Origin of the sequence: Bacillus sp. SA1-12, assembly GCF_000981385.1 — a bacterium.
In the GTDB taxonomy this organism is placed as follows: Bacteria; Bacillota; Bacilli; order Bacillales; family Bacillaceae; genus Metabacillus.
The window spans coordinates 138,487-163,648 of the sequence record NZ_LATZ01000004.1 but is presented as its reverse complement, the minus strand read 5'-3'; the positions used below and the strand labels follow the sequence as shown (position 1 = coordinate 163,648).

The following is a 25,162-nucleotide window of genomic DNA, read 5'->3' as shown; positions in this document are numbered from 1 at the left end:
CCCCGCTTTCATTAAATGAGTGATTACTCACTCTTATTTTAACGGATTTTGATATGATCGTAAAGTGAGTAATCACTCATTTTTGAGTAGTGAGGAAAAAAGTAATGACTTATATTGAAAGGCTTGCAAAATGGATAATCGGATCCAAGAAACTGTATAATAAGGCTGGATAAAGGGATGACTGAATTCTTGGCAGGAAGCAGGGAGATGTGATGAAATTAAGCGTTCTCGATCAATCTGTAGTAAGCAAAGGTGAAACTGCTCATCACGCTTTTCAAAAAACAGCAAAGTTAGCTAGAGTAACAGAAAAGCTCGGCTATACCCGATTTTGGGTAGCTGAACATCATAATACGAATGGACTTGCAGGTACTTCTCCAGAAATACTCATTTCCCATCTTGCTGCCCAAACTAATCATATTCGTATTGGATCAGGCGGTGTTTTATTGCCCCAATATAGCCCGTATAAAATTGCAGAAAACTTTAAAGTGCTGGAGGCCCTCTATCCAAACCGAATAGATTTAGGGATTGGCCGTTCTCCAGGGGGTTCACCAGCAACTCGATTAGCTTTGACTGACGGCATCCGAAAAAGCCTAAACGATTTTCCCCGACAAGTTAAAGATCTGCAGGAATTTACATTAGATAAACCAAACCAGCAAGGAGTTATAGCATACCCAAAAAACGTGACAATTCCGGAATTATGGCATTTAGGTATTTCTCAAAAAGGTGCAAGAGTTGCTGCTGAGAAGGGAACAGCTTTTACGTATGGGCATTTTATTACACCTGTTAACGGGGAACAAACGATTAACCATTATTTGCGCTTTTTTAGGTCTTCTCCATTCTTGCAGCAGCCTAAAATCAACGTATGCATTTTTGTTGTCTGTGCTCCATCACAAGAAAGGGCAGAGGAAATAGCATTAAGTCAAGATCTTTGGCTGCTGGCAGTCGAAAATAACGGGGACACGAGGATCGTCTCGATTGAAGAAGCAAAAAGTCGAATGGTAACAAATGAAGAAAAGGTAAAGATGAAAGAAAATAGAAAAAGGATGATCATTGGTACACCGGATTTTGTAAAAGAAGAGATACTTAAACTAAGTGAGAGATATCAGACTGATGAATTCATGATCTTAACAAATGTTTATGATTTTCAAGATAAGGTGCAATCTTATTCATTACTCGCTGAAAAGTTTCTTTAGAGCAGGTAAACTTAAAGATTAGTGATAAGAGATCCATTTTTAATTGGGGAAAGTGAGTGTTGTATCATGATGATAAGTATTTTAGATCAAGCACCAATTTCAGCTGGAAAAACGGCTAAAGAGGCATTGGAAACATCGGTTAAAATAGCTCAGCTTGGCGATAAAAACGGATATACCCGATATTGGATTGCCGAGCACCATGATTTACCGGGACTTGCAAGCTCGGCCCCAGAAATTATGCTAAGTTATATTGGGGCGAGAACGGAAACGATCCGGCTCGGTACAGGTGCAGTGCTGCTACCTAATTATAAGCCATATAAGGTTGCTGAAACTCATAACATGCTTGCAACGCTTTTCCCAGGGCGGATTGACATTGGGATTGGCCGTTCCCCAGGAGGTTCTGCAGAAGCATCCATGGCTCTAACTGAAAATTTCCTGGAACAAATCAAAAAATACCCGGATTCAGTGAAAGAGTTGCTAAATTTCATACATAATGCTTTCCCGTCAGACCATCTTTTTTCGAATATTACTGCAGCTCCTCTGCCGGAAATTCCGCCACTGCCATGGATTCTTGGAACTAGCAAAAAAAGTGCTCAATTAGCGGCGGATAATGGTACAGCCTATGCATACGCACATTTCATGAGTGATCATGAAGGATCAGCAATCTTAACAGCATACAGGGATGGTTTTAAGGCAAATGAAAGAATGAAACAGCCAAAGGCTTTGCTTGCGGTTTCAGCAATCTGCGCTAAAACAACAGAAGAGGCCGAACAACTTGCTCTAAGCGGTTACTTATGGAAAATCCAAATAGCGAAAGGGGAACATCCAAAAGGAATCCCATCCTTAAAAGAGGCAAGTCAGTATTCTTTTACAGACGCTGAAAAAGAGATGATCAAGGATATGAAAAAAAAGCTGATAATTGGCAATGCAAGTGAAGTCAAGCAGCAGCTTCATGATTTACAATGTTTATATGAAGTTGATGAAATCATGATTCTTACAATTGTTCACTCAGAAAAGGACAGAATTCAATCATACCGGCTAATAGCTGAAGCAATGTTTAACCATTAATAAAAGCACTCCTGCTTTTATTAAATAATTTATAGATGAAAAGGTGAAGATATGCAAAAGATATTACCTGCTTTTTCTTCCATCAAGCAGTTTGAAAAGTTTTTACAAAGTGATTATGAAATCGGAGTGTTTTTGGAGACACATATTTCCCAATTAGCTAATATTCAAAAGCTGGCTAACCAATATCAGAAAAAAATCATTTATCATGTCGATCTTATCCATGGCCTGAAAAATGATGATTATGCAACAGAATATATTTGTCAGGAATTCGATCCTTACGGGTTGATATCAACTAAATCAAATGTCATTTTAAAGGCAAAACAAAAGGGAGTCATCGCCATTCAGCGAATGTTCTTAATTGACTCGCATGCCCTCGAACGAAGCTATCGCTTAGTTGAAAAAACTAAACCTGATTATATTGAGGTACTGCCAGGTGCTATGCCTTGGATGATAAGAGAGGTAAAGGAACGAACGAATATTAAAATTTTTGCTGGAGGATTAATTCGCACGATAAAGGAAGTTGAAGACGCGCTGGAAGCTGGAGCTGAAGCGATCACCACCTCAAAGAGGGAGATATGGGAGCATTTTAAATAAGACTGCAATTTATAGGCCGTAAAAGTGATTTTTTAGTCTTTTTTAATGAAAGGAAGATAAAATCACATTAAAGGGGGATGCTTCATGGAACAAAGAAGTTGGCTTACCATGTCAGATGGTCATGACGTTTTTTTGACTAAGTGGTATGCAGAGAATGTGAAACCATTAGCAATCCTGCAATTAGCACATGGAATGGCAGAGCATATTGATCGTTACAAAGGTTTTGCCAATACGCTTGTTTCAGAAGGGATTTTTGTCTACGGAAATGATCTCCGCGGTCATGGAAAAACTGGTGAAAAAAGCGGTACCTTAGGATTTTTTGCTGAAGAAAATGGCTTTGAACGAGCTGTTGATGATTTATATGAAATAAATGCACACATTCATAAACAACATCCCAATACACCTGTCTTTTTTATGGGACATAGTATGGGTTCATTTTTAGTGAGGCGGTTTTTACAGCGATATCATGGAGCAGTTAGAGGCGTCATACTTTCTGGGACCGGAGGAAATCCCGGATTAATGGGAAAGATCGGCAAACGATTAGCCAAATCACAAATTCAAAAATTAGGAAAGAAAACAGAAAGTCCCCTCATGAATAAATTAACTTTTGGCAGCTATAATAAAAAATTATCTAATATTGAAACTAAGTTTGATTGGCTTACAAGTGACCGTGCTGAGGTGCAGAAATATATCGCAGACCCTCATTGCGGCTATGTTGCAACTGCGGGATTTTACTATGATTTGTTATCAGGGTTGGAAACGATCCATAAGCATCATGAAATGGCAAAAGTGGATAAGGAATTGCCATTCTTCTTTATTAGCGGGGATCAAGATCCGGTTGGTCAGTATACTAAAGGAGTTATGAATGTCATTCGGCAATTTCAAGAGCATGGGATAAAAAAAATCGATTATACCTTTTATAAACGAGGCAGACATGAAATGCTTAATGAAACGAATCGCGAAGAAGTGATGACAGATATTATTCAGTGGATCAAGAAAAAATTGGCAAATGGTGAAGGTTGACATGTAACCAAATGGTTTCGTATTATATATATGAAACCTTTTGGTTACATATTTTTATTGGAGGCAATTTACATGACAACAAATCAAGAACTAGTACCAGAGATACGTAAAACAGTTGTTTTTAAAGCACCGATCGAAAAGGTGTGGCAGGCTGTTTCAACTGCAGAGGGCATTGCAGAATGGTTTATGCCAAACGATTTTGAACCAAAAGTGGGACATGAATTCACGCTTCATTCACCCTATGAAAAATCACCATGTAAAGTGCTTGAAGTTGATCCGCCAAACGGCCTTTCTTTCACTTGGGGAAAATTTGGCTGGAAAGTTTCCTTTGAACTAAAGGAGCAAGATGGAAAAACTGAGTTTACGCTTATTCATTCGGGCTGGGGAGCTCCAGACGACATTGTGGGACCTGCTGGCGAGACATTTGCAGTAATTCGAAATCGCATGAACAATGGCTGGAATGGAATTGTTGATGAGCGTTTACGCAAAGTAGTTGAGGAATAATGTCAGCAATTCAAAAATATGATGTTTTTCAAGCTATTGCTGATCCTTCGCGAAGGAAAATGCTAAAGCTTTTAGCAAATCAGCCATTGCCAGTAACTATGATCAGCAAGCACTTTCCGATGAGCCGCACGGCTGTATCTAAGCATTTGCGGATTCTCTCGGAAGCAAACCTGCTAAGCGCTGAAAAAGTAGGGAGAGAAACAAGGTACAAGCTCGAGCCTGATGCGTTGCTTGAATTAAAGGAATGGCTCTCGTTTTATGAACAGTTCTGGGATAATAAGCTGTCCATGCTTAAATATTTGGTTGAAAAAGATGAAAAAGATGTGTAGGAACAGACCCCTTTAACAACATTTATGCAGGGGTCTCCCTTTGTTATAAAAAAACGTGTATAGGAGAAAAAACATGGCTGAAGAATTGAGAAAGGTATTTGACCACAGCTTTATAAACCAGCTTTCTTCTTTGATTAAGGCGAACTTTCCATCATTTAATGCCTCTGGCTTTCAAGAGCTGATTTATGATGATAAGTGGGACGAGTTGGCACTTAAACAGCGAGTAAGACATATTACGATTTCCCTCCAGCAAACAATGCAACTTAACTATCTTGAAGCCATATCGGTATTAAAAAAAGCGGCCCCGCATGTTCAAAACGGATTGACGGGAATTATTTTTCCGGATTATGTAGAAGTATACGGTCTAAACGACTGGGATGAATCAATGGAAGCACTTGAATACTTTACTCAATATTCCACCTCCGAATTTGCGGTAAGACCTTTTGTTATGAAAGACCAACAAAAGATGATGGAACAATTCTTATTATGGAGCAACCACCCGAATGAGCATGTAAGAAGATTGGCAAGTGAAGGCTCAAGACCCCGTCTGCCATGGGGAATCGTCCTATCCAGCCTAAAGCTGGACCCATCCTCAATCCTGCCAATTCTAGAAAATTTAAAGGAAGATCCTTCATTATATGTCCGAAAAAGTGTAGCCAACAATTTAAATGATATATCAAAGGATCACCCAGACCTTGTCCTAGATCTTGCAAAAAAATGGTCGGGCCATAACGACAAAACAGACTGGATTATAAAAAAGGGCTTACGTACCTTAATGAAAAATGGAAACAAGCAAGCCCTGGAATTACATGGCTTCACCAGTAATCCCAAACTCTCTGTAGAAAATTTACTTGTAACAGAAGCCTTACATATTGGAGATGCTTTAACCTTCTCCTTTCAACTCAGCTCAACAGACGAAAAGCAAACCCAACTAAGAATTGAATACACAATCGATTTTGTAAAGGCCAACGGTAAGCATTCCAAAAAAATCTTTCAAATCAGCGAGCATGTCATAAACGGCGGGGAAAAAAGAGCTTACGCAAAAAAGCATTCCTTCAAAGACTTAACAACAAGAAAACACTATCCCGGCGAACATCTGCTCTCGATTATCGTGAATGGAGAGATAAAAGCTAGCAAGGGGTTTACGGTTTTGTGATTTTGGTCCCTTTTTTTAAGTTGATATGTTTTAGGGTGAGGGGTTCAAATAACTTGATGGGTGGTTTAATAAATGAGGATTGTGGTTCAAACCACGAACCGAGTAGTCGGGGAATAGGGTAGTGGTTCAAAAAATAGATAGGTGGTTCTAGAGGAATATAAACATTTTTTTGAAAATAAAATTACGAATCAAAAGCTCCGTTCATTCCTCCATATCCCTTCACGAACAACCGTTACAAAGCCTTTCCGTAAATTACAATTTCCTCATATAGGAACAACGAAAGGCAGAGTTTCTTTTATAGTATAAGAATCAAAAAACATTTCCCTTTCATATATAATAAAAATAACTTTTCAAAAATAAAGAAAGACCCCATATCCTTTCATACCGCCTTATCCGTTTAGATAACAGAGAGTGTTTAAAGGAGTGAATAACATGCACATTAATGTGAGGAAAGATTCCAATCAGCAGCAGATGAAAATTGAAGATTATTTGCCGTCGCTGCTTTCTTATTGCCGTTTTTTAACGAAATGCAGATGGGATGGCGAGGATATTGCCCAAGAAGCAGTACTGAAAGCGATTGAGAAGTATGGTCAAAAACCAGAGGTGCTTTCACCGGCTTTATTAAAAAAAATTGCGTATAATCAATGGATCGATACGGTGCGAAAACGAAAAAAAGAATCGCTTGAAATGGAAATAGAGGTAAAGGAATCGGAAAAAGAACCGACATCTGATGTCCTTGAACTAGTGCAATTTTTAATTAATCATTTCACACCAAAGCAGGCAGTGATTTTGTTTTTAAAAGAGGCGTTTGGCTATCGATCGTCTGAAATCGCTGAAATTCTTGAGACAACTGAAACGGCTGTGAAGGCGATTTTGCACCGTACAAAAAAGCGGATTGAGCATCATGTCAACCGTTTAGAGCTAATCTGGGAAAAAGAAGAAGAGCAATTGCTTTCAGAGCTTTTTTATGACTCGCTTATACAACAGGATCCAACCATTCTAATTCGCTGCATTCCTACTATACACTCTTTAAGAAAGGAAACTCAGCTTCCTGCAAAAACACTCTCTCCTTCATGCGGGCTTTGCATGGCTGCTTAATAATCTCAGGATAAGGAGGATATCTTAAGGTGACTACGATTCCGTATGTAATTGATCAATCTAATCGTGGGGAACGCTCATATGATATTTATTCAAGGCTTTTAAAAGACAGGATTATTATGATTGGTGATGAGATAAATGATCATGTCGCCAATAGTGTTGTTGCACAATTATTATTTCTGGCTGCTGATGATCCTGATAAGGACATATCATTATATATCAATAGTCCTGGCGGATCTGTAACTGCAGGTTTTGCCATTTTTGATACGATGCAATATATCAAACCCGATATTCGAACGATATGTACAGGATTGGCCGCATCATTCGGGGCTACCTTGCTTTTAGCAGGAACAAAGGGAAAACGCTACGCTCTTCCCAATAGTGAAATTATGATCCACCAGCCTTTGGGCGGAGTAAAAGGGCAAGCAACCGAAATTGAGATATCGGCTCGGCGCATCTTAAAGCTGAAAGAGCATGTCAATAAATTGTATGCCGATTTTACTGGACAGCCAATTGATAAAATAAGAAAGGATACTGAACGGGATTTTTATATGAGTGCGGAAGAAGCAGTTGAATATGGGATCATTGATGAAGTCCTTTATTCAACTAAATAAAGTGTTTATTGCCTATTGAAAAAAAGCGGTTCTTTATTTTGAGAACTGCTTTTTTGTCGTTTTTTGGAAGGAATATAACAGGAATGTTACATGCGCTGATCTTCCTATAAATAAATGGAAGAAAATAGATACATATACCTTATGTTTTTCATAGATGTTAGGGGCTAGAATTGCCTCAAAATTTATGATAGAGTTTACATTATAGTTTTACAGGGTAGAAATAAAGCGTGTTTTGTTATATTTGAAATGAAATTGTAATATTAAAAACATATTTTTGTCACTTTTTGATGATATACTTCTAATTGTGCTAAATAAGAAAAAAGTAGCAGAAGATTAATTGTACATAAGATAAATAGATACATAGAAATAGATTTTGTTTTTACAAAATGGGAAAGTAGGGGAAGAGAAATGTCGAAAAAGAAACTACTGGTCATGAACCTAGCGGTCATGATCGGACTAGGAAGTTCATTTGCTATTCCTTCGGCAAAAGCTGAAACTGAGAGTGTATCAGATGAGCGTACAAAAATCCAAGCAGATATAGGTCAAGCTGATCAAAATGCACAACGTATTCAAGCAGAAATTCAAAAGTTAAGTGAGCAAAAGCAGCGTGTTGCTCAAGCAATTGAGGATAACAACAATAAGATCAATCAAACTCAGAGCGATATTAAAGCTGCTAATAAAATAATTAGTGAAACAAACACTGAAATTAAAGAATTAGAGACAGCGATTCAAAATAGAACGGAAATTTTAAAACAACGCGCTATTTCCTACCAGCATAGCGGAGGAAATGTTGAGTACATTGATGTGTTACTAGGGTCTTCCAGCTTTAGTGACTTCGTTAATCGTGCAATTGCGGTTGGTAAAATTGTCGAAGCAGATCGTACTATGATGGAACAGCAGGAAGCTGATCAAAATGTTTTGGAAGAAAAGAAAGCTGCAAAGTTGCAAAGCCTTGCTAAGCTTAATGAGCTAAATACAGAGCTTAAAGGAATGCAAGAGCATCTAAACGGGCAAAAAGTAAAAAATGACGCGTTGGCAGCCGACCTTAAAAATGAAAAAACAGCCAATGAAGCTGCAATTAGAAGCTTAAAACAAAAAGAAGCAGATCTTGCTGCACAAGAAGCTCTTAAAAAACAGCTTGCAAGTGCGGCTAGCCAGGGACAAGCCTCCCAAACAGCTGCTGTTGAACAGACAAAGGCAAGTGCAAAAACAGTTGCAAGTGCAGAAAAATCCAGCACTGAAAGCAAACAAACAACGTCTTCTCCAAAATCAAGTCCTGCCAAGGAAACAGTTGCGGCAACGCCTGTAAATCCTAGTGGTTCTGTTAATGATTTGATTCGTGCTGGTTATAAATATTTCGGCAACTCTGTCTATGTATTTGGAGGCGGAAGATCAGCGTCTGATATTGCTAACGGAAGATTCGACTGCTCAGGATTTGTCATTTGGGCTTTTTCAACAGTTGGTGTTCAGTTAAGTGGCAATACTGATTCTTTAAAGAACGCAGGAACACAAGTTTCAACAAGCAGTATGAGGCCAGGAGACCTTGTCTTCTTTGATACGTATAAAAGAGATGGCCATGTCGGCATTTACGTTGGCGGCGGTAAATTTATCGGTTCACAAAGCTCAACTGGTGTAGCAATTGCTAATATGTCCAGCGGCTATTGGGGCGAGAAATTTAATGGACGTGTTGTTCGAGTTAACTTTTAATGACTAATAAACTGGAGTTGGTATATACAATATACCAACTCTTTTTTTAATTCTATTACGTTATTCCCTGTATGTAATGCCTTGAAACATAAATCTTTCAAAATAATAAAAAAAGTTTATTGCAAAAGAGTAATTAAATCTGTACAATGTAAAACGTAACAATTACGATTAATATATCTGCACTTAAAAAATGAAAAAAAGAGTGGGTTTACATTGTAAATCGTAACAATGACGATTAAGGAAAGAAGGTATAAGATGAAAACCGATAAGATACCCGTCACAGTTTTAAGCGGCTATTTAGGGGCAGGGAAAACAACTTTATTAAGTCATATATTAACAAATAAGGCGAACAAGCGAGTGGCTGTTATTGTCAATGATATGAGCGAGGTAAATATCGATGCGGCGCTTGTTAAAAAAGGTGGTTTTTCCCAAACTGAGGAAAGACTTGTGGAGCTGCAAAATGGCTGTATCTGTTGTACACTGCGAGAGGATTTAATTTTTGAAGTGGAAAGGCTGGTAAAGGAAGGGGATATCGATTATTTAGTCATCGAATCATCTGGCATTTCAGAACCTATCCCAGTTGCCCAAACCTTTACATATATTGATAAAGAGCTTGGCATTAACCTTTCAGAAATGTGCCAGTTAGATGCGATGGTTACCGTAGTTGATGCGAACCGCTTTTGGCATGATTTTTCCTCAGGGGAGTCCCTGTTAGACCGAAAGCAGGCAACAGATGAATCAGATACTAGAGAGGTATCTGATTTACTAATTGATCAAATTGAATTTGCAAATATCATTCTGGTAAATAAAGCTGATTTAGTACCTGAAGAGGATCTTCATGAAATAAAAGCAGTGCTTCACAAATTAAATCCGGGGGCTAAATTATTAGAAAGCACCTTTTCCAAGGTAGATCTGAGTGAAATCTTGAATACAAATTTATTCGACTTTGAACAATCAAGTCAGGCTGCCGGATGGATACAGGAACTGAGGACGGAACATACTCCAGAAACAGAAGAATATGGTATTTCATCGTTTGTGTACAGACGTAAGCGGCCATTCCATCCTGAAAGATTGCTGAAATGGCTTGAGAATTGGCCAGTAGATATTGTACGTGCAAAGGGATTCCTTTGGCTCGCCACGCGCGACAATCTTGCATGCCTGCTTTCCCAAGCTGGACCATCAATTATGCTTCAAGGAGCTGGTGAGTGGGTCGCGACCTATCCAGAAGAAGAAAGACAACAAATTTTACTTGAAGAACCAGAGCTCCTAAAAAATTGGGATCATCAATATGGAGATCGAATAACAGAGCTTGTATTCATTGGTCTTGATATGAACCGTGAAGAAATAGAAGATTCTCTTGAAGTTTGTTTATTAACAGATGAAGAAATGGAACAGGATTGGTCAACATTTCATGATCAGCTGCCTGCTTTTACAGAGGCTGCCTTAGAAATATCTTAACCTTTTTTGAGGAGGAAACGGAATATGAGAGTCAAAATTACATTAGCATGCACGGAAACTGGAGATCGAAATTATATCACTTCGAAAAATAAACGAACCAATCCAGATAGAATAGAATTAATGAAGTATAGTCCAAAGTTAAAGAAACGCACATTGCATCGGGAAACTAAATAGATTAACACTGGAGGCATTATGTGGGAAGGATTCATGTAATGCCTTTTTTAAGTCCAGGTAACCGTAGAGGCCAAAAAAGTACCTCCTGTCCAGACCCAGAGCACTTTGCACATGTAGTCAGGTAGACAGAACTTCGTGCATTTGGCTGCAGCGACTAGTCAAATAGGAATTGATAGCAAACAAAAATGGCTTCTAATCTAATACATCTTATGCTCGGGAATGTTCAGCATCCTAAAAATTTTGTCCACGCATTTGGGAATATTTTCTCCTTTGAATTTAACCGCTAGTAGTTTAAAATCAAATCTTGGTAAAGTCAACATTAAAATTTTCTTAAAAATCTAGAAGGTTTTTAGCAAGTTTTGTCTAAATTTTATATGAAATAACCTTGAAAGAATGAAAGCGGTGGTATTTATGAAGTCTGCATCCGTTTCAACAGAGGAAAAATTAATTAGGTTTCTAGAAGAAAAAGAAGAGGATTTCCTTACATTATGGAAGGAAATGATTATTATTCATGATGAGGATATTTATAAGGAAGAGGTAAAGAAAAACGGCTATCAAATGTATTTATTAATAAAAAGGTCTATTACTCAATTTGTTTCCGATGAAGAGGTAAAACAGCTAGCTTATAAGGTGGCCAAACAGCGGGTGTTAAGCAACAGCAATATAGGGGAATTTGTTTATAATGTTAATTTAGGCAGAAGTTCAGTGATTAAATATATTAATAAATCAGGTATAGCGATTGATGATTTACAGCCAATTATTGATAAGGTAAACCTTCATTTTGATCGTTATTGCTTTCATGCAGTTACAAGATATACGGAATTAAAGGATTTAGAATTAAAGGAAAAAATGGTATTCATTAATCAATCTCATAAGGATCGATTATCTCTTCTTGGCCAGATGTCCTCAAGCTTTGTTCATGAATTTAGAAATCCCCTCACTTCGGTTATGGGCTTTATTAAGCTTTTGAAGCTGGAAAACCCCTCTTTGAAATATATGGAAACGATTGAGCATGAATTGGATCAGTTAAAGTTCCGGATCACACAATTTTTGCATGCTTCCAGGCTTGAAGTTGTGGATAAACACCGCGAAGAAATTCAAATGGAAGACCTGTTTTCAGAAATACTTTCTTTCCTTTACCCTAGTATTGCAGATGGAGATGTAGATGTGAAAACAAACATCGACTCGAATTGTAAGATTATAGCTGTTAAGGATGAAGTAAAGCAGGTATTGGTGAATATTATTTTAAATTCCATTGATGCCTTAAAACATCTTCCAACTAATCGCTGCCTTTCCATTACTTGTGAAAAAAATAAGGATTCCATTGTTTTTACGATCACAAATAACGGCCCTGAAATTCCTGAGGAAATGAAGGAAACGATTTTTGAGCCGTTTTATACAACTAAAAGCTTAGGAACAGGAATAGGCCTTTATGTTTGCAAAACCTTGATTGAAAAGCATAATGGAACAATAAACTGTGAATCCAATAAGGAATTAACTTCCTTTATAATAAGTTTGCCAACGATTTAATTTATTTTAAATAAGTATGGATGATATGTTTATACTATAAACGACCACTACATAGTTGTAATGGTCGTTTTTTGTGTTTTGTTCCCATTTAATAAATCAATTAATTTTTTGAAAATTAGTGTTTTTATGTATTTATCTTTTTTACTATTTCATGTATACTATCAAAGTAACAAATGTTCAGTGGTGTATGAACGGAATTTCTCTTTAAGGGGGGGTAACGTAGATGAAGATAGGTGTGGTTCATTTTGGATGGGCTTCAGCAGGTACAGCTCAGATCGTTCGTACCCTTATAGAAGGACTATCTAAAGAAGAAAATACTGTATATGGGATCGAATGCAATAAAACAACAAAAGATATAGAACTGAAAGAACTGTCTGATAAGGACTTATCGAAATTTGGTTCACATCGCTATGAATTAAGTATTTTTCCTCAGGAAGTCTGGAAGGAAAAAGCTTCAACACATGCAAATTCGCTGGCAAATCTCGATAAGATCATTTTATTAGGACAGGTTGAAACGGATTTAAAACAATTGCCTGCTAAAACATTACAGGTTCCGATAAGTATTTTCAACAATATCGATGGTTCACAACTTACATTAGGCTATGACACAGCATTTAATGCTATTGTGAAAAACATCGAAAGTGTTAGAGATACGGCTAGTTCCTTATCATATGGAAAAGTTAGAACCTTTAATGTGCAAATTCCCGGTGCAGGACCATCTAAACTGCTGGAACATACTGCATTGGCAGTGGAAGCAGTAGTGGTGAAGGATGCGAAAGAGGAAACCATCGTTAATTTAAAGCAGCATATTCGTGAGAAAGAAGCGAATAAAGAAGGGTATACTTTCTTTATAATGGATCAAACCGTTAATCCGGAACAATTATCCGAACATTTTAAAGAATTTGATCTTGATTGGAAAGTCGTTGAGATTGATGACTCGCAATGCGGTGGTCCTTTCCCTACTGCATTAGATCGGCTTCTTGCTAATCAATTGAAAAAGGCTGTGGTCGATTGGACGTTATCTGATCAACCTTCAGGCCAATTACTTATTCAGGACAATCAAGCATTGTTTGAAGAAATAAATTCTATTTCGGAGGTAGTAAAATAATGAGTGAATTAACACAAATCGAAAAGTTGTCAATTGAAACGATCCGTACATTATCGATTGATGCCGTAGAAAAAGCAAATTCAGGACATCCTGGTATGCCGATGGGTGCAGCGCCAATGGCTTATGCACTTTGGACAAAGTTTATGAACATCAACCCATCTAACCCAAGCTGGTTTAACCGTGACCGCTTCGTGCTTTCTGCAGGACATGGATCTATGCTTTTATACAGCTTGCTTCACTTAGCTGGTTACGATGTAACAATGGATGATATCAAAAACTTTAGACAATGGGGAAGCAAAACACCAGGTCACCCAGAGTATGGCCACACTCCAGGTGTTGATGCAACAACTGGCCCATTAGGACAAGGTATTGCGATGGCAGTTGGTATGGCAATGGCTGAGCGTCATTTAGCTGAAACTTATAACAAGCCATCATACAATGTGGTTGATCATTTCACATATGCAATCTGTGGTGACGGAGATTTAATGGAAGGTATTTCTTCAGAAGCAGCATCACTTGCAGCACATTTAAAATTAGGTCGTCTAATTGTACTATATGATTCAAACGACATTTCACTTGACGGTGACCTTCATCTTTCATTCTCGGAAAATGTTGAGCAGCGTTTCCTTGCAAAAGGCTGGCAAGTTATTCGCGTAGAAAATGGAACAGATGTGAACGAAATTTCAAATGCGATTGAACAAGCGAAACTTGAGTTAGATCGTCCAACTTTAATCGAAGTAAAAACAACAATCGGTTTCGGTTCGCCAAATAAAGCTGGTAAATCTGCTTCACACGGTTCACCACTTGGTGCGGATGAAATTAAATTAACCAAGGAAGCTTACGAATGGACATTTGAAGAAGATTTCCACGTACCTTCAGAAGTATATGATCACTTTAACAAAGCGATTAAAGAAGCTGGAAAGGCAAAAGAAAACGAGTGGAATGAGTTAGTTGCAGGATATGAAAAAGAATTTCCTGAGCTTGCAAATCAATTCAAAACAGCAATCAGCGGAGAGCTTCCAGAAGGCTGGGATAAGGATATTCCAGTATATGAAGAGGGCTCAAGCCTTGCATCTCGTGCTTCATCAGGTGAAGTGTTAAATGGCATTGCGAAAAACTTGCCATCATTCTTTGGAGGATCTGCTGACTTAGCAGGATCAAACAAAACAACGATTAAAGATGGCGGTGACTTCTCAAGCCAAAATTATGGCGGCCGCAATATTTGGTTCGGTGTACGTGAATTTGCTATGGGTGCTGCCCTAAATGGTATGGCCTTACATGGTGGCTTGCACGTATTCGGCGGTACGTTCTTCGTATTCTCTGATTATTTACGCCCGGCGATTCGTTTGGCTGCATTAATGAACCTTCCTGTTACGTATGTATTTACGCATGATAGTATTGCTGTTGGTGAAGATGGTCCAACACATGAACCAATCGAACAGCTTGCTTCATTACGTGCAATGCCAAATCTATCTGTTGTACGTCCAGCAGACGGAAATGAAACAGCTGCAGCTTGGAAATTAGCAATTGAGTCAAAATCAACGCCAAATGCTCTTGTTTTAACTCGCCAAAACTTAAAAACAGTTAAAGGTACAAATGAAACAGCTTATGAAGGTGTACAAAAAGGAGCTTATGTGATTTCTCCAGCTGCTAAGGAAACACCAGATGTTCTTCTATTAGCATCAGGTTCTGAGGTTGGTTTAGCGATTGAGGCGCAAAGTGCATTAGCTTCAGAAGGTATTGAGGCTTCTGTTGTAAGTATGCCTGCATGGGACCGCTTCGAAGCTCAATCAACTGAATACAAGCGTTCCGTACTACCAAAAGAAGTGAAGAAACGTCTAGCTATCGAAATGGCTTCTCCACTTGGTTGGGATCGTTACACAGGTGATGAAGGTGATATTTTAGCAATTAATACGTTCGGTGCGTCTGCTCCAGAAAAACGTATTTTAGCTGAGTATGGCTTCACAGTTGAGAACGTTGTTGCGCGTGTAAAGAAACTTCTTGAAGCATAATGAAACAGAGGAGGCTGACGAAACGAGGGTGGTGTCAGCCTCTCTTTTTTACAAGCTTAGGAAACTCGTTGTTGATTCAAGCAGAAATCAACAGTTAAGGTCTAACATGCCAATTACAAAATGATTAATCAGGTGCTGTTTAAATGGAAAAGGATAAGCTTAATAAAATTATTGAAGTTGCAAGGCTCTATTATCAATTGGATTATAGCCAGCAAGAGATTGCCAAAAAATTAAATGTGTCACGGCCAACTGTTTCAAGGATGTTAAAGCAAGCGAAGGATTCAGGGATTGTGGAGATTAATATTCATAATCCGGTTGAAGCTGGTGAATTGCTAACTGAAAGGGTAAAGGATAAGTTTGGCCTAAAAGAGGTTGTAATTGCTTCAGTATCAGAATATGATCATACCTTGATTAAGCGGCAATTAGGTGAAGTGGGGGCAAACTATCTAAATCGGACTGTGAAGGATTATGATGTGATCGCAGCATCATGGGGAACAACCGTTTATGAGTTGGCCACAAAATTAAAACCAAAGCCGATTAGCCATACAACTGTTGTGCAATTGAATGGCGGTGTCAGTCATTCAGAAACAAAGACCTATGCATCCGAAATCATTCATTTGTTTGGAGAAGCCTTTAATACCCAAACCTTTTTGTTACCGCTCCCAGCAATTGTGGATCATATTGTTGTGAAGCAAGCGATAGAAGCGGATCGCCATATTCATAAAATTTTAGAGTTGGGCAAGCAAGCAAATATTGCTATTTTTAGTGTTGGAACTCCTGTCCTCGATTCCGTTTTATTACAAGCTGAATATTTTTCAAATGAAGACCAGCATTTAATCCAATCAAAAGCTGTAGGAGAAATCTGTTCAAGGTTCTTTGATAAAAATGGGGAAATTTGTGTTGAAAGCTTAAATAATCGTACGATTGGCATTGAGCTGCACGAACTGGCCAAAAAGGAAAAATCCATTTTAGTCGCTGGAGGCCCTAAAAAATTAGATGCGATTTATGGAGCGTTAAAAGGGAAATATGCAAATGTCCTTATAACGGATGAGCACACAGCAAGTTTATTAGTAGAAATGGATTATTAAAGTCGCCATAGAGGGAAATATTCACCTTTATGGTTTTTTATTTTGCATGTGGAGTATTCCGTTCAAGCTAAAAAAGGTAAGCAAACAATCCTGTTATGCTCACCTTTCTTATTTTTCAATGGGAATTAAAAGATACATTAAGAATATTCAAGGCTTATGCGAAAGAAGGCATTCTAAACAAAGATCTTAACTTAGTGTTCGAATGCTCAAAGATAAATCCAGCTCTAATTACTAAAGAAAGCAGGGCTGATAATAAGCGAATAAGAATATTCAAACGATATCCCTCCACATTGAAGATTAGTGTTAAAATGTCAACACTAATCTTATTATGATGAAATAAAACGTAATTATTCTTAAGGAAACTGTTTTATTAGCTACGTTTTGTGACTGGTTCTGTCTCTCCAATTGGGAGGTTCTTCTAACCAACCCTTTTTAATCATAAATCTACTTCTTCATCTGTGCAAAAATAAATCTAGTTAGCAAGTAATGTTGCTTCCCATCCATACATCACTTCTTAAACTGAAAACTGTCCTGTAACTGCTTCTTGACAATCCCAAAATCTAGATGCAAATATCCACCTTTCATGATCAGAATTGTTATATAAAATGATAGAAATGTTAAAGAAATTAAGAAAAAAAGTCAGTATTATGGTAATGAGATAAAGTTATCAAAGGTATCTGGAATCGATACCTGTTTTGGGATAACTAAAAAGAAAGCCTTTTCTAAGGACAGCATGTTAGATCATATGTGAAAGAGTGGGATTGTCAATGAATGAAAATCAAGTTGGCTGGAAAGAAAGAATTAGTTATGGATTAAGCGATACTGCCTGTAATTTAGTTTTCCAAGTTATTGGTACTTATTTAATGTTCTTTTACACAGATGTTTTTGGATTGAGTATTGCAGCAGTGGGAACCTTATTTTTAGTTGCTAGAGTTATTGATGCCTTGGATGCTCCGTTATTTGGGGTATTAATTGATAGAACAAATACTAGATGGGGGAAAAGCCGTCCCTACTTTTTATGGTTAGCCGTTCCATTTGGAGTTATGGCCACTTTAACATTCTTTACGCCAGACCTTAGCTATCAAGGAAAATTGATTTACGCGTACATTACGTATATTTCCGTTGGAATTATTTATTCAGGGATAAATATACCTGTCACTTCCATTCTCCCAAGCTTGTCGAGTAATCCTCAGGAACGGACAGTACTAGGAACCGTTCGCTCCATAGGCGGACAGATGGGAGCAATTATTGTAACAGTTGCGACCCTGCCTATTGTAAGCGTTTTAGGAGGAGGGGATGATCAGAAAGGCTTCTTTTGGACTATGCTTATATTTTCTGCTTTTGGTGTAGTTATGTTATTAATTACATTCAAGAATACAAAAGAACGGGTTATTTTACCAGGAAAAAAAGTCACTCCTTTCAAAGAAGGAATAAAAGCTATAAGAGGAAATCTTCCTTGGTTTATCATGATTTTTTTGAATTTTATTTATTGGATGGGGCAAACCATTAAAAACCAGACAACCGTCTATTATTTTGCAAATAATATTGGAAATGCAAAGCTTGTTCCTATTATGATGAGTTTTAACTTTATAACTCTTTTTAGTTTAGTTTTAACACCAACGTTCTCAAAACGAATTGGAAAACGAAATACAATGATACTTGGACTCGTAATAGGTGTAATTGGTCAAATCCTTATTAGCATCGGAGGGACAATGGAGAATATCCCATTGATCATGGCAGGTACAATAATTGGAACATTTGGAACCGGATTCATTTTAGGATTGATTTCTGTCATGTTAGCTGACTCCGTAGATTATGGTGAATGGAAAAATAAAGTTCGCGCAGCTGGCTTATTAACCTCTGCATCAAGTTTTGGTGCAAAATTTGGCATGGGAATTGGCGGGGCACTGACAGCGGCTATTTTATCAGCAGGAGGATATATAGCCAATCAGAAACAAACGGACTCAGCATTACAAGCGATTGAATTTAATTTTATTTGGCTGCCGATTATTTGCAGCGGACTAGCAATTATAGCTTTATTATTCCATAAATTTGATAAGCAAGAAAAACAAATTATTAAAGATTTAGATGAAAGAAGAAGGTTAATGGAGAAAAAAGATGGCATGGAAATAGCATAACGTTTATATGAAAAGACTGCAAGGCATGGATTTGGACATGCTTTACAGTCTTTTTGCTTTTACTAAACTTTAGTCTTCTTCAACTCTTAGTTAAATTTACTTTACTTGATTTTTATAACCTTGAACATCTTTTAATCAGCTTTATTTGCAGAAGTCAATCCGTAGGCTTCTCGGACAAGTGAGAAGTACTCATCAGCTCTGACTACTTCATATTCTGGTCCAAGCGTTTCAGTAAGAGCTAATACATGCGAAGGATTCATTCCCCAAGCATTAATCCCGATGGAAATAAACTTAGGTGATTTGCCGTCCCAGTCCCTTTTATAATCTGCTAGTATATTAATTCCATCCTGAACGGTCGAAATACCGCGCAAATACGATATCGGAAGGCTGCCGTTCATTATTTCGATACCGACTTTTTCTCCCCCGCCCAGGAAGAGACCAGGAACTTTATAGTTGTTCTCATATGCTGCAGCTTTTGTCTCACTTAGCGGAAGATCTACTGCCACATCCCGGTTTAGAACATAAGGATACGACATTTTTGATTTCTTCATATATGAGTAAGTATCGTTTAGGAAATCAGAAAAATGCTCTTCAGGCCAAGCATATGGACTAAAGTAACCGACTCCTGATGGTCCTGCGACAAGCAAGTCATTTTCCGTCGCAGTTGATTGGTAATAATTCAGAATGGCAGGGGCCGCATCATAAAGCATTGGGCTTGAAGTCCAGTTAATAGGTACTTTACCTCTTGCAGGATCATTCCATAAATTGCGCATATGATTTTGATCGTACTGCAAGTTATCACCTTCTCCAAAGGTGTAAGTTACATAGATTTTGTTTTCAAGTTTTGGTGCTTCCGGCTTTTTCGTCATTACGTTTTTATGTTTTGTACCTGAAAAGACCGTCATGTTATGAAACCAGTCTGATGGAAGAACATAGACACCATGCTTCGAGGTTATATCGATTCCGGCAACTTCACCTTCAAAGTCGTTGTCAAACCATCCCAAATACGGGGTGCCAGGCTCGACATCAGACAAAATTTTCTCAAAGAGTTCTTTTTCCTCTGGCACGCTTGTGGATAGCCAGAAGACCATAGCCTTGTTTGCAACCGCATAGTCACGTAAATATCCGTAAGGTTCCTTTTGTTCGGATGAAAGCGGGCGGACTTTGCTTGCGGACACAGCGAATTGGTTCCACATATCGACATAGACCCTTAACTGCTTTGTTCCTGCCGGCGGCTTAAACTCATACATGAAGTAGTTGCCATTATCAGCAAACCGGTGATCGCTCCCTGGTAAAAATTTCGAGCCGTGTTTATCATAGAGAAAAGGTTCTTCCTCAGGTGTGCCTGTATTAAATTGAGCAATGGTCTGCCCGTCAGCCTTAACGACGATTTCATGAACAGCCGGTCCCCAGCCATCTTGAGTAAATGCATCATTAAAGCGGAGATACACAGCCTCATTTCCTAAAAAAGAAGACAGATCAAATTCGTATGTTTCCCGATTACTCTGATCTCTGATTTGTTCTTTTTCAACTGCTATTCTTTGAAACGATTCGTAATTATCTGGAGGAATTGGGATGGATGTGTTAGGGCTTAACCCAACTAACATTCTCTTAGTTGTTTGGCTCCAAAGATTTTCATATTGCCATGTATACGCTTCCATTCGGTTATTGAATTGACCTTGGAAGTCCTTGATTACCTTGAGGTTATACGGTGCAGATGTCAATTGTTGTGCCAATTCAGGACTTGCAACAACCGCATTTTTAAGTCCGGCTAAAGTTGTAGCCACGTTGATCGAGTCCGGAACTTCTGGATCGTAGATAATGATGCCTTCAATTTCATCCATATATGCCCTGAAGACAACCATCGCATCATCATGAAGCTTATAAGGTACTTGAAGATCGTTCAACCAAGGATCTGCTTCATTCTGCTGCACATAAATCCGCGGCTTCTCCTTATTAACAATCCCTTGAAGGGTCGCTAAAAGAATCTTTATGTCCCCAGATTCTTCATGGACATTAGCAACATCCAAATGCTTTACTTTCGCAAAGGTAGGGAGTTCTTGATGCTTTGGCCATTTAACAGAGCTGTTGTGCGGTGGAGTGCCCGCTGAAGCGGAAGCTCCAAACGTTAAAGATAGTGTACAAAGTGTAACCAGTGTTAGAATCATAAGATTTCGAATCAAGTTTTTTCACATCTCCTTATCATAAATAGTGATTGAACGCCTATGCCTAATTTCATCACCTCCTTTATTGGAATAATTATAGAAATACAGAAAATTAATTATGTATTGTTATATTAAATATATTTATATATACATTTCTTGGTATAGTCAACAAAAAAATAGTAAATACTGTTTTTTTATGTTTGATAAAAGGAGAAAAGGTAATAATAACTGGGGTTGTATTCGTTGGATCGGCAATAAAGAAGAGTTCATTCGTGAGGGATTGGGGTTTCTTGAAATAAAAAACTTAAATGATATAATGATATAAATACTCGAGGAGAACAGGAGTAATCATTCATGCAAAATAATCAAAATTCGAGGACGCCATTGTACTTGCAGATTCAAGAATATTATAAGAATCAAATTTCTTCCAAAAGCCTATTAGAGCATGAAAAAATTCCGCCGGAACGTGAAATAATGGAAAAATTTAATGTGAGTAGAATTACGGTTGCGAATGCATTAGCCGAATTGGCAAAGGAGGGTTGGATTTATCGGATTCCTGGAAAGGGGAGCTTTGTCCAAGAGGGTATCCATCGTTTAACCGATAAAAACATGGAGAGTGATAAAGAAAGAAAGATTTTAATGGATGAATCCATACAAATTCCAGCTCAAAACTCGACCAAGCGCAAAATGATTGGCTTAATTATGCCTACGGTAAATGATTTCTTTGCTATAAGGTTAATTAATGGTATAAATAAGATTTTAAATCAATCGGATTATTATCTTGTCATTATGCTAACTCAAAATTCTAAGGAATCCGAGCGGGAAGCGATAAGGGAACTGCTTCGAATGCAGGCTGTCGGCCTGCTTATTTTTCCGATAGATGCAGAAACCTACAATGATGATATCTTAGAATTGAAGGTTCGGCATTTCCCATTCGTGTTGATTGATCGCTACTTGCCGGGGGTTGAAACGAGTTATGTTAATTCGGACAGCGTTAGCGGAGCTAAACTTGCTGTTAATCACTTGTGGGATTTGGGGCATCGAAATATTGCAATCTGTTCTGATTCCTCACTTCCAACCATTACGGTTGAAGACCGGATAAAAGGATATATGGATGTATTTAAAGAGAAGGGGGAGATGATTAATCCCTCGTTAATACTTACTGACTTTAAAGTGGATTACGTAAATATGGATAATGATCATCCTTTGTATCGATTTATCGCATCTCGATACGCCTCAGCTTATATCACGCTGAATGCAAAGCTCGGATTGCACATTTTCAGAATGGCGAAGCAAATCGGATTGAATGTTCCTGGGGATATATCTATTTTAACCTTTGATGATCCGTCGTCCGGATATGATGAATTTAGTGTTTACACCCATATTTCCCAGTCTGAAGAGGAAATGGGGCAGAAGGCAGCAAAGATATTGATGGAAATGCTTGAGCAGAAAAAAAACAATAAGCGTTTAGAGTATAAAAAAATAAACCTCGCACCAAAATTAATTGTTAAAGATACAACAGGGGTTTTTAACCGAACTGAAAGTTAATCGATTGAAAAATACCTGATAAAATCGGGTATTTTTTTCTCCTTCTTAGCTCTGCTTCTGCTAATTCAAAACCTCTTTTTTTGAATCAATGCAATTTTTATAAATGTATTATTGACATAAATGTATTATTATATATAATCGTATATAACAAAGTTATTGGTGCACAAACATAATAAATTGTTCACTTATGGATTTTACATAATTGCTTCTTTAGATTCCTTCTGGAAAACTTCCTTTATTTGTAACGCATCTGCAAATTGACTTTTATGAATATTTCCGCTTTGACAAATAGCAAATAATTTAAATTTTAGAAAGCTAATAAGCTTTTAATCTAGCTTTTGAAAATATAACTTACCAGAACCATCATCAAAATACCAGATAACCAATAGAAACATATGATTTGCTTAAAAAACAAGGAAAAGAAAGCGTTATCATATAACCGGAAAATAAAAAGAAACCTATTGTTTTCACGATTTAAGGAGGTGATCATTTACTGCTATATAATTGCAGAAAGATTTTAGTGCTAATAGTTGATGCCCGAGTGATTTTATGTTTAGAGATTAGGTTACTTATATGGGGAGGATAATATGTTCCGAAAACTTTTAATGATAAGTTTAGCGATGGTCTTAATGCTGACTGGGACTGCTGTCTACGCAAAGGATGTGAATTCAGAATCTGTAAAAAATGGAAACATAAACTGGCCAGAAAACCAGGCACTGCCTACTTTTGCAAAGGCGAAGCATCTTGATGTCCTAGATTTAAGGGAAAATTCTGGTGATGAAAAGCTGCTATTTACGACACTGCAAGGTAATGTGAACCGCGAACAACCGAGAATCTATTCTATTGAAGTGAATTATGAAGAAGGAAATTATACTTGGTTAAACGATTTAAATGTACCTTATACAATGATTGAAGATCCTTGGGATTTGATTATGAAATACAAAAATGCCATATCAGGCATTATCATCTATGATCCGGAAGTTGAGGATTCTATCAATGTTGCAACAACGGAGGCAGGATTGGAAAATGCAGTGGTTGCCAGTCCTGAACTCGCTGAGAAGCTTACAAATGCACCGTACAATTTAAAAGTGATTGACGACTTCCGCGGTCGTTTTAAAGATGGGCTGGATGCATATAAATGGCAATTTGAAAATCTTTGGCCAGAGACGACTCACCGTATGCTTATCGGCTTGAACCCGAGTAAAAGCGTTGCCCTTCCTGATGACAATTGGAACGATTTTCGTACCATTATTGAGGAAGATGAGCAGATTAGAGACAGCTCAAATCGTGATGTATATGAGTCGGATTTGTCTGAATTTCTTGGAGAAGAAGCTGTTTATCTGCGTTTCCAAGATGCATTTACGAATGATGGCTGGGGTCCTGCTGTACATGAGGTAACAGTGAAAGCAGACGGAAAAATCATTGCTCAATTTATACCTGGAACAGCAGAAGAAGAGCCGTTTTTATATGACAGCAATAACTCAAGTTCTGATGACCGCTTTGGCGGACATAGATGGGCAGATAACGGTAATTATTTTGTGTATCAATTTGCACCTCCGGAAGGTACTCAAGAATTAACCGTTTCGATTGATATGTGGAACCAATTTAAAGTTTCGGCATCAAATGTTCAACCGTTATCTTCAGAGGTGACTGAGCCTTATGGTTATTTAAGAGATTATGCTGTTGCAAACAAAGCCATGGTGTTTTGGCTTGAATCCAATGATCCGGAAGAAAAGGAATTGTTTGAGAGCATCCTGTCAGATGTTGAACCAAATACTCCATATTTAGGGTGGTTTGGAAACGATGTTGCGGGAGAATTTAGCTCAACAGAAATTACGTCAAGGCATAGCGTTTATGTCCTTGCTGCCGATTGGTTTAACAATATGACCGTCTTCTCAGGAACCAAGGGGAAAATGAAGAAACAAAAGCCGCTCCCGGCACCAGAACTTGATAATAAAATTTACGTTACTTTTACACTTGGCGAGGGAGACAATCTGCAGTACAACCAACATAAATTAAGACAGCTTTGGGATGATGAGGCAAGAGGAAGTGTGCCGATTAACTGGTCTACCACCCCGCTTCTTTATGATGCAGCTCCATTAATGCTGAGTCACTATCAGCAAAGCGCAACAAGGAATGATCTATTAGTTGTCGGACCTTCAGGTGCTGGATATATTTACCCAACACCTTGGCCGGATGAAACGTTTAGTACATTTGCTGAGCAGACAAATAAGTATATGAAGCTTACCGGCATGGATATTATTTATGCATTAAATCGGGTAGATGAGCAAAATGTACCATTATCTGAAACCGAAGCCCAAGACTATATCGATTATATTAACCCTAAAGGAATTTTTATGAGCTGGGAAAATAACACAGGAACATCCATCCTGAATGGGAAGCTTCCACAGTCGATTTTACGCGGTGCAGGAAGTGTAGTAGAAGCAAAAGAGGCTATTGCACAGGCAGCTGCTGAATGGGATGGAACATCACCTTTATTTATCTCAATGGGAATGCTATCTTGGTCTGTAACTCCTTCAGATATTAAAGAAATAGCGAATTCTTTAGGTGAAGAATATGAGGTTGTACGTGGAGATCAGTACTTTGAACTCCTTCGTGAAGCAAATGGCCTGCCTAGTAAATAAAAAGTGCTTT

Annotated in this window: 20 protein-coding genes; 19 read left to right on the top strand and 1 reads right to left on the bottom strand. The window is 38.0% G+C overall.

From position 1 onward, the window contains the following. The first annotated feature begins 212 nt into the window (after positions 1-212). The 17 genes from WQ54_RS04275 to WQ54_RS04195 all read left to right on the top strand — a co-directional run bounded on the left by WQ54_RS04275 (position 213) and on the right by WQ54_RS04195 (position 18,794). Positions 213-1,193 carry an LLM class flavin-dependent oxidoreductase gene (locus WQ54_RS04275; protein WP_046512608.1) on the top strand — a complete coding sequence of 327 codons (981 nt, stop codon included), beginning with the start codon at positions 213-215 and terminating at the stop codon, positions 1,191-1,193. A 66-nt stretch (positions 1,194-1,259) separates the two neighbouring features. Further along, positions 1,260-2,261, top strand: a complete 1,002-nt coding sequence (locus WQ54_RS04270; protein WP_046512605.1) for an LLM class flavin-dependent oxidoreductase — start codon at positions 1,260-1,262, stop codon at positions 2,259-2,261. Positions 2,262-2,312: 51 nt separating this feature from the next. Next, the gene (locus tag WQ54_RS04265) at positions 2,313-2,855 is read left to right on the top strand and encodes a glycerol-3-phosphate responsive antiterminator (protein WP_046512603.1); all 543 of its coding nucleotides are present in this window, start codon (positions 2,313-2,315) and stop codon (positions 2,853-2,855) included. An 84-nt stretch (positions 2,856-2,939) separates the two neighbouring features. Beyond that, the gene (locus WQ54_RS04260) at positions 2,940-3,878 is read left to right on the top strand and encodes an alpha/beta hydrolase (protein ID WP_046512600.1); all 939 of its coding nucleotides are present in this window, start codon (positions 2,940-2,942) and stop codon (positions 3,876-3,878) included. A 72-nt stretch (positions 3,879-3,950) separates the two neighbouring features. After that, positions 3,951-4,382, top strand: a complete 432-nt coding sequence (locus WQ54_RS04255) for an SRPBCC domain-containing protein (RefSeq protein WP_046512597.1) — start codon at positions 3,951-3,953, stop codon at positions 4,380-4,382. After that, on the top strand, positions 4,382-4,711 hold the full coding sequence (locus WQ54_RS04250; RefSeq protein ID WP_046512596.1) for a helix-turn-helix transcriptional regulator: 330 nt from the start codon (positions 4,382-4,384) through the stop codon (positions 4,709-4,711). The genes WQ54_RS04255 and WQ54_RS04250 overlap by 1 nt, the downstream gene beginning before the upstream one ends. Before the next feature lie 73 nt (positions 4,712-4,784). Next, a complete protein-coding gene (locus tag WQ54_RS04245; protein ID WP_046512593.1) occupies positions 4,785-5,867 on the top strand; it encodes a DNA alkylation repair protein in 1,083 nt (360 codons plus the stop codon). A 432-nt stretch (positions 5,868-6,299) separates the two neighbouring features. Next, the gene (locus tag WQ54_RS04240; protein WP_046512590.1) at positions 6,300-6,965 is read left to right on the top strand and encodes a sigma-70 family RNA polymerase sigma factor; all 666 of its coding nucleotides are present in this window, start codon (positions 6,300-6,302) and stop codon (positions 6,963-6,965) included. Between the two features lie 29 nt (positions 6,966-6,994). Further along, positions 6,995-7,579, top strand: a complete 585-nt coding sequence (gene clpP, locus WQ54_RS04235; protein ID WP_046512588.1) for an ATP-dependent Clp endopeptidase proteolytic subunit ClpP — start codon at positions 6,995-6,997, stop codon at positions 7,577-7,579. A gap of 408 nt (positions 7,580-7,987) precedes the next feature. Next, the gene (locus WQ54_RS04230) at positions 7,988-9,286 is read left to right on the top strand and encodes a C40 family peptidase (RefSeq protein ID WP_046512585.1); all 1,299 of its coding nucleotides are present in this window, start codon (positions 7,988-7,990) and stop codon (positions 9,284-9,286) included. 255 nt (positions 9,287-9,541) lie between these two features. Then, positions 9,542-10,744, top strand: a complete 1,203-nt coding sequence (locus WQ54_RS04225; protein ID WP_046512582.1) for a GTP-binding protein — start codon at positions 9,542-9,544, stop codon at positions 10,742-10,744. A gap of 24 nt (positions 10,745-10,768) precedes the next feature. Further along, positions 10,769-10,918 carry a 50S ribosomal protein L33 gene (gene rpmG, locus WQ54_RS04220; RefSeq protein WP_046512579.1) on the top strand — a complete coding sequence of 50 codons (150 nt, stop codon included), beginning with the start codon at positions 10,769-10,771 and terminating at the stop codon, positions 10,916-10,918. Positions 10,919-11,329: 411 nt separating this feature from the next. After that, on the top strand, positions 11,330-12,448 hold the full coding sequence (locus WQ54_RS04215) for a histidine kinase N-terminal domain-containing protein (RefSeq protein WP_046512577.1): 1,119 nt from the start codon (positions 11,330-11,332) through the stop codon (positions 12,446-12,448). Positions 12,449-12,671: 223 nt separating this feature from the next. Next, a complete protein-coding gene (locus WQ54_RS04210; protein WP_046512574.1) occupies positions 12,672-13,556 on the top strand; it encodes a 6-phosphofructokinase in 885 nt (294 codons plus the stop codon). Further along, the gene (gene tkt / locus WQ54_RS04205; protein WP_046512572.1) at positions 13,556-15,568 is read left to right on the top strand and encodes a transketolase; all 2,013 of its coding nucleotides are present in this window, start codon (positions 13,556-13,558) and stop codon (positions 15,566-15,568) included. The genes WQ54_RS04210 and tkt overlap by 1 nt, the downstream gene beginning before the upstream one ends. Before the next feature lie 143 nt (positions 15,569-15,711). Next, positions 15,712-16,656 (top strand): sugar-binding transcriptional regulator, encoded by a 945-nt coding sequence (locus tag WQ54_RS04200; RefSeq protein ID WP_046512570.1) that lies wholly within the window; start codon positions 15,712-15,714, stop codon positions 16,654-16,656. 767 nt (positions 16,657-17,423) lie between these two features. After that, a complete protein-coding gene (locus WQ54_RS04195) occupies positions 17,424-18,794 on the top strand; it encodes a glycoside-pentoside-hexuronide (GPH):cation symporter (protein WP_046512566.1) in 1,371 nt (456 codons plus the stop codon). Positions 18,795-18,925: 131 nt separating this feature from the next. Here WQ54_RS04195 and WQ54_RS04190 read toward each other — a convergent pair whose 3' ends face one another. Further along, complete coding sequence (locus WQ54_RS04190) at positions 18,926-20,977, bottom strand: GxGYxYP domain-containing protein (RefSeq protein WP_231597443.1); 2,052 nt, start codon at positions 20,975-20,977, stop codon at positions 18,926-18,928. Positions 20,978-21,313: 336 nt separating this feature from the next. On the opposite strand from WQ54_RS04190, the gene WQ54_RS04185 reads away from it, so the two are divergent. Continuing rightward, complete coding sequence (locus WQ54_RS04185; protein WP_046512563.1) at positions 21,314-22,507, top strand: substrate-binding domain-containing protein; 1,194 nt, start codon at positions 21,314-21,316, stop codon at positions 22,505-22,507. A 587-nt stretch (positions 22,508-23,094) separates the two neighbouring features. Then, positions 23,095-25,152 (top strand): GxGYxYP domain-containing protein, encoded by a 2,058-nt coding sequence (locus WQ54_RS04180; RefSeq protein WP_046512560.1) that lies wholly within the window; start codon positions 23,095-23,097, stop codon positions 25,150-25,152. Positions 25,153-25,162 lie beyond the last annotated feature (10 nt).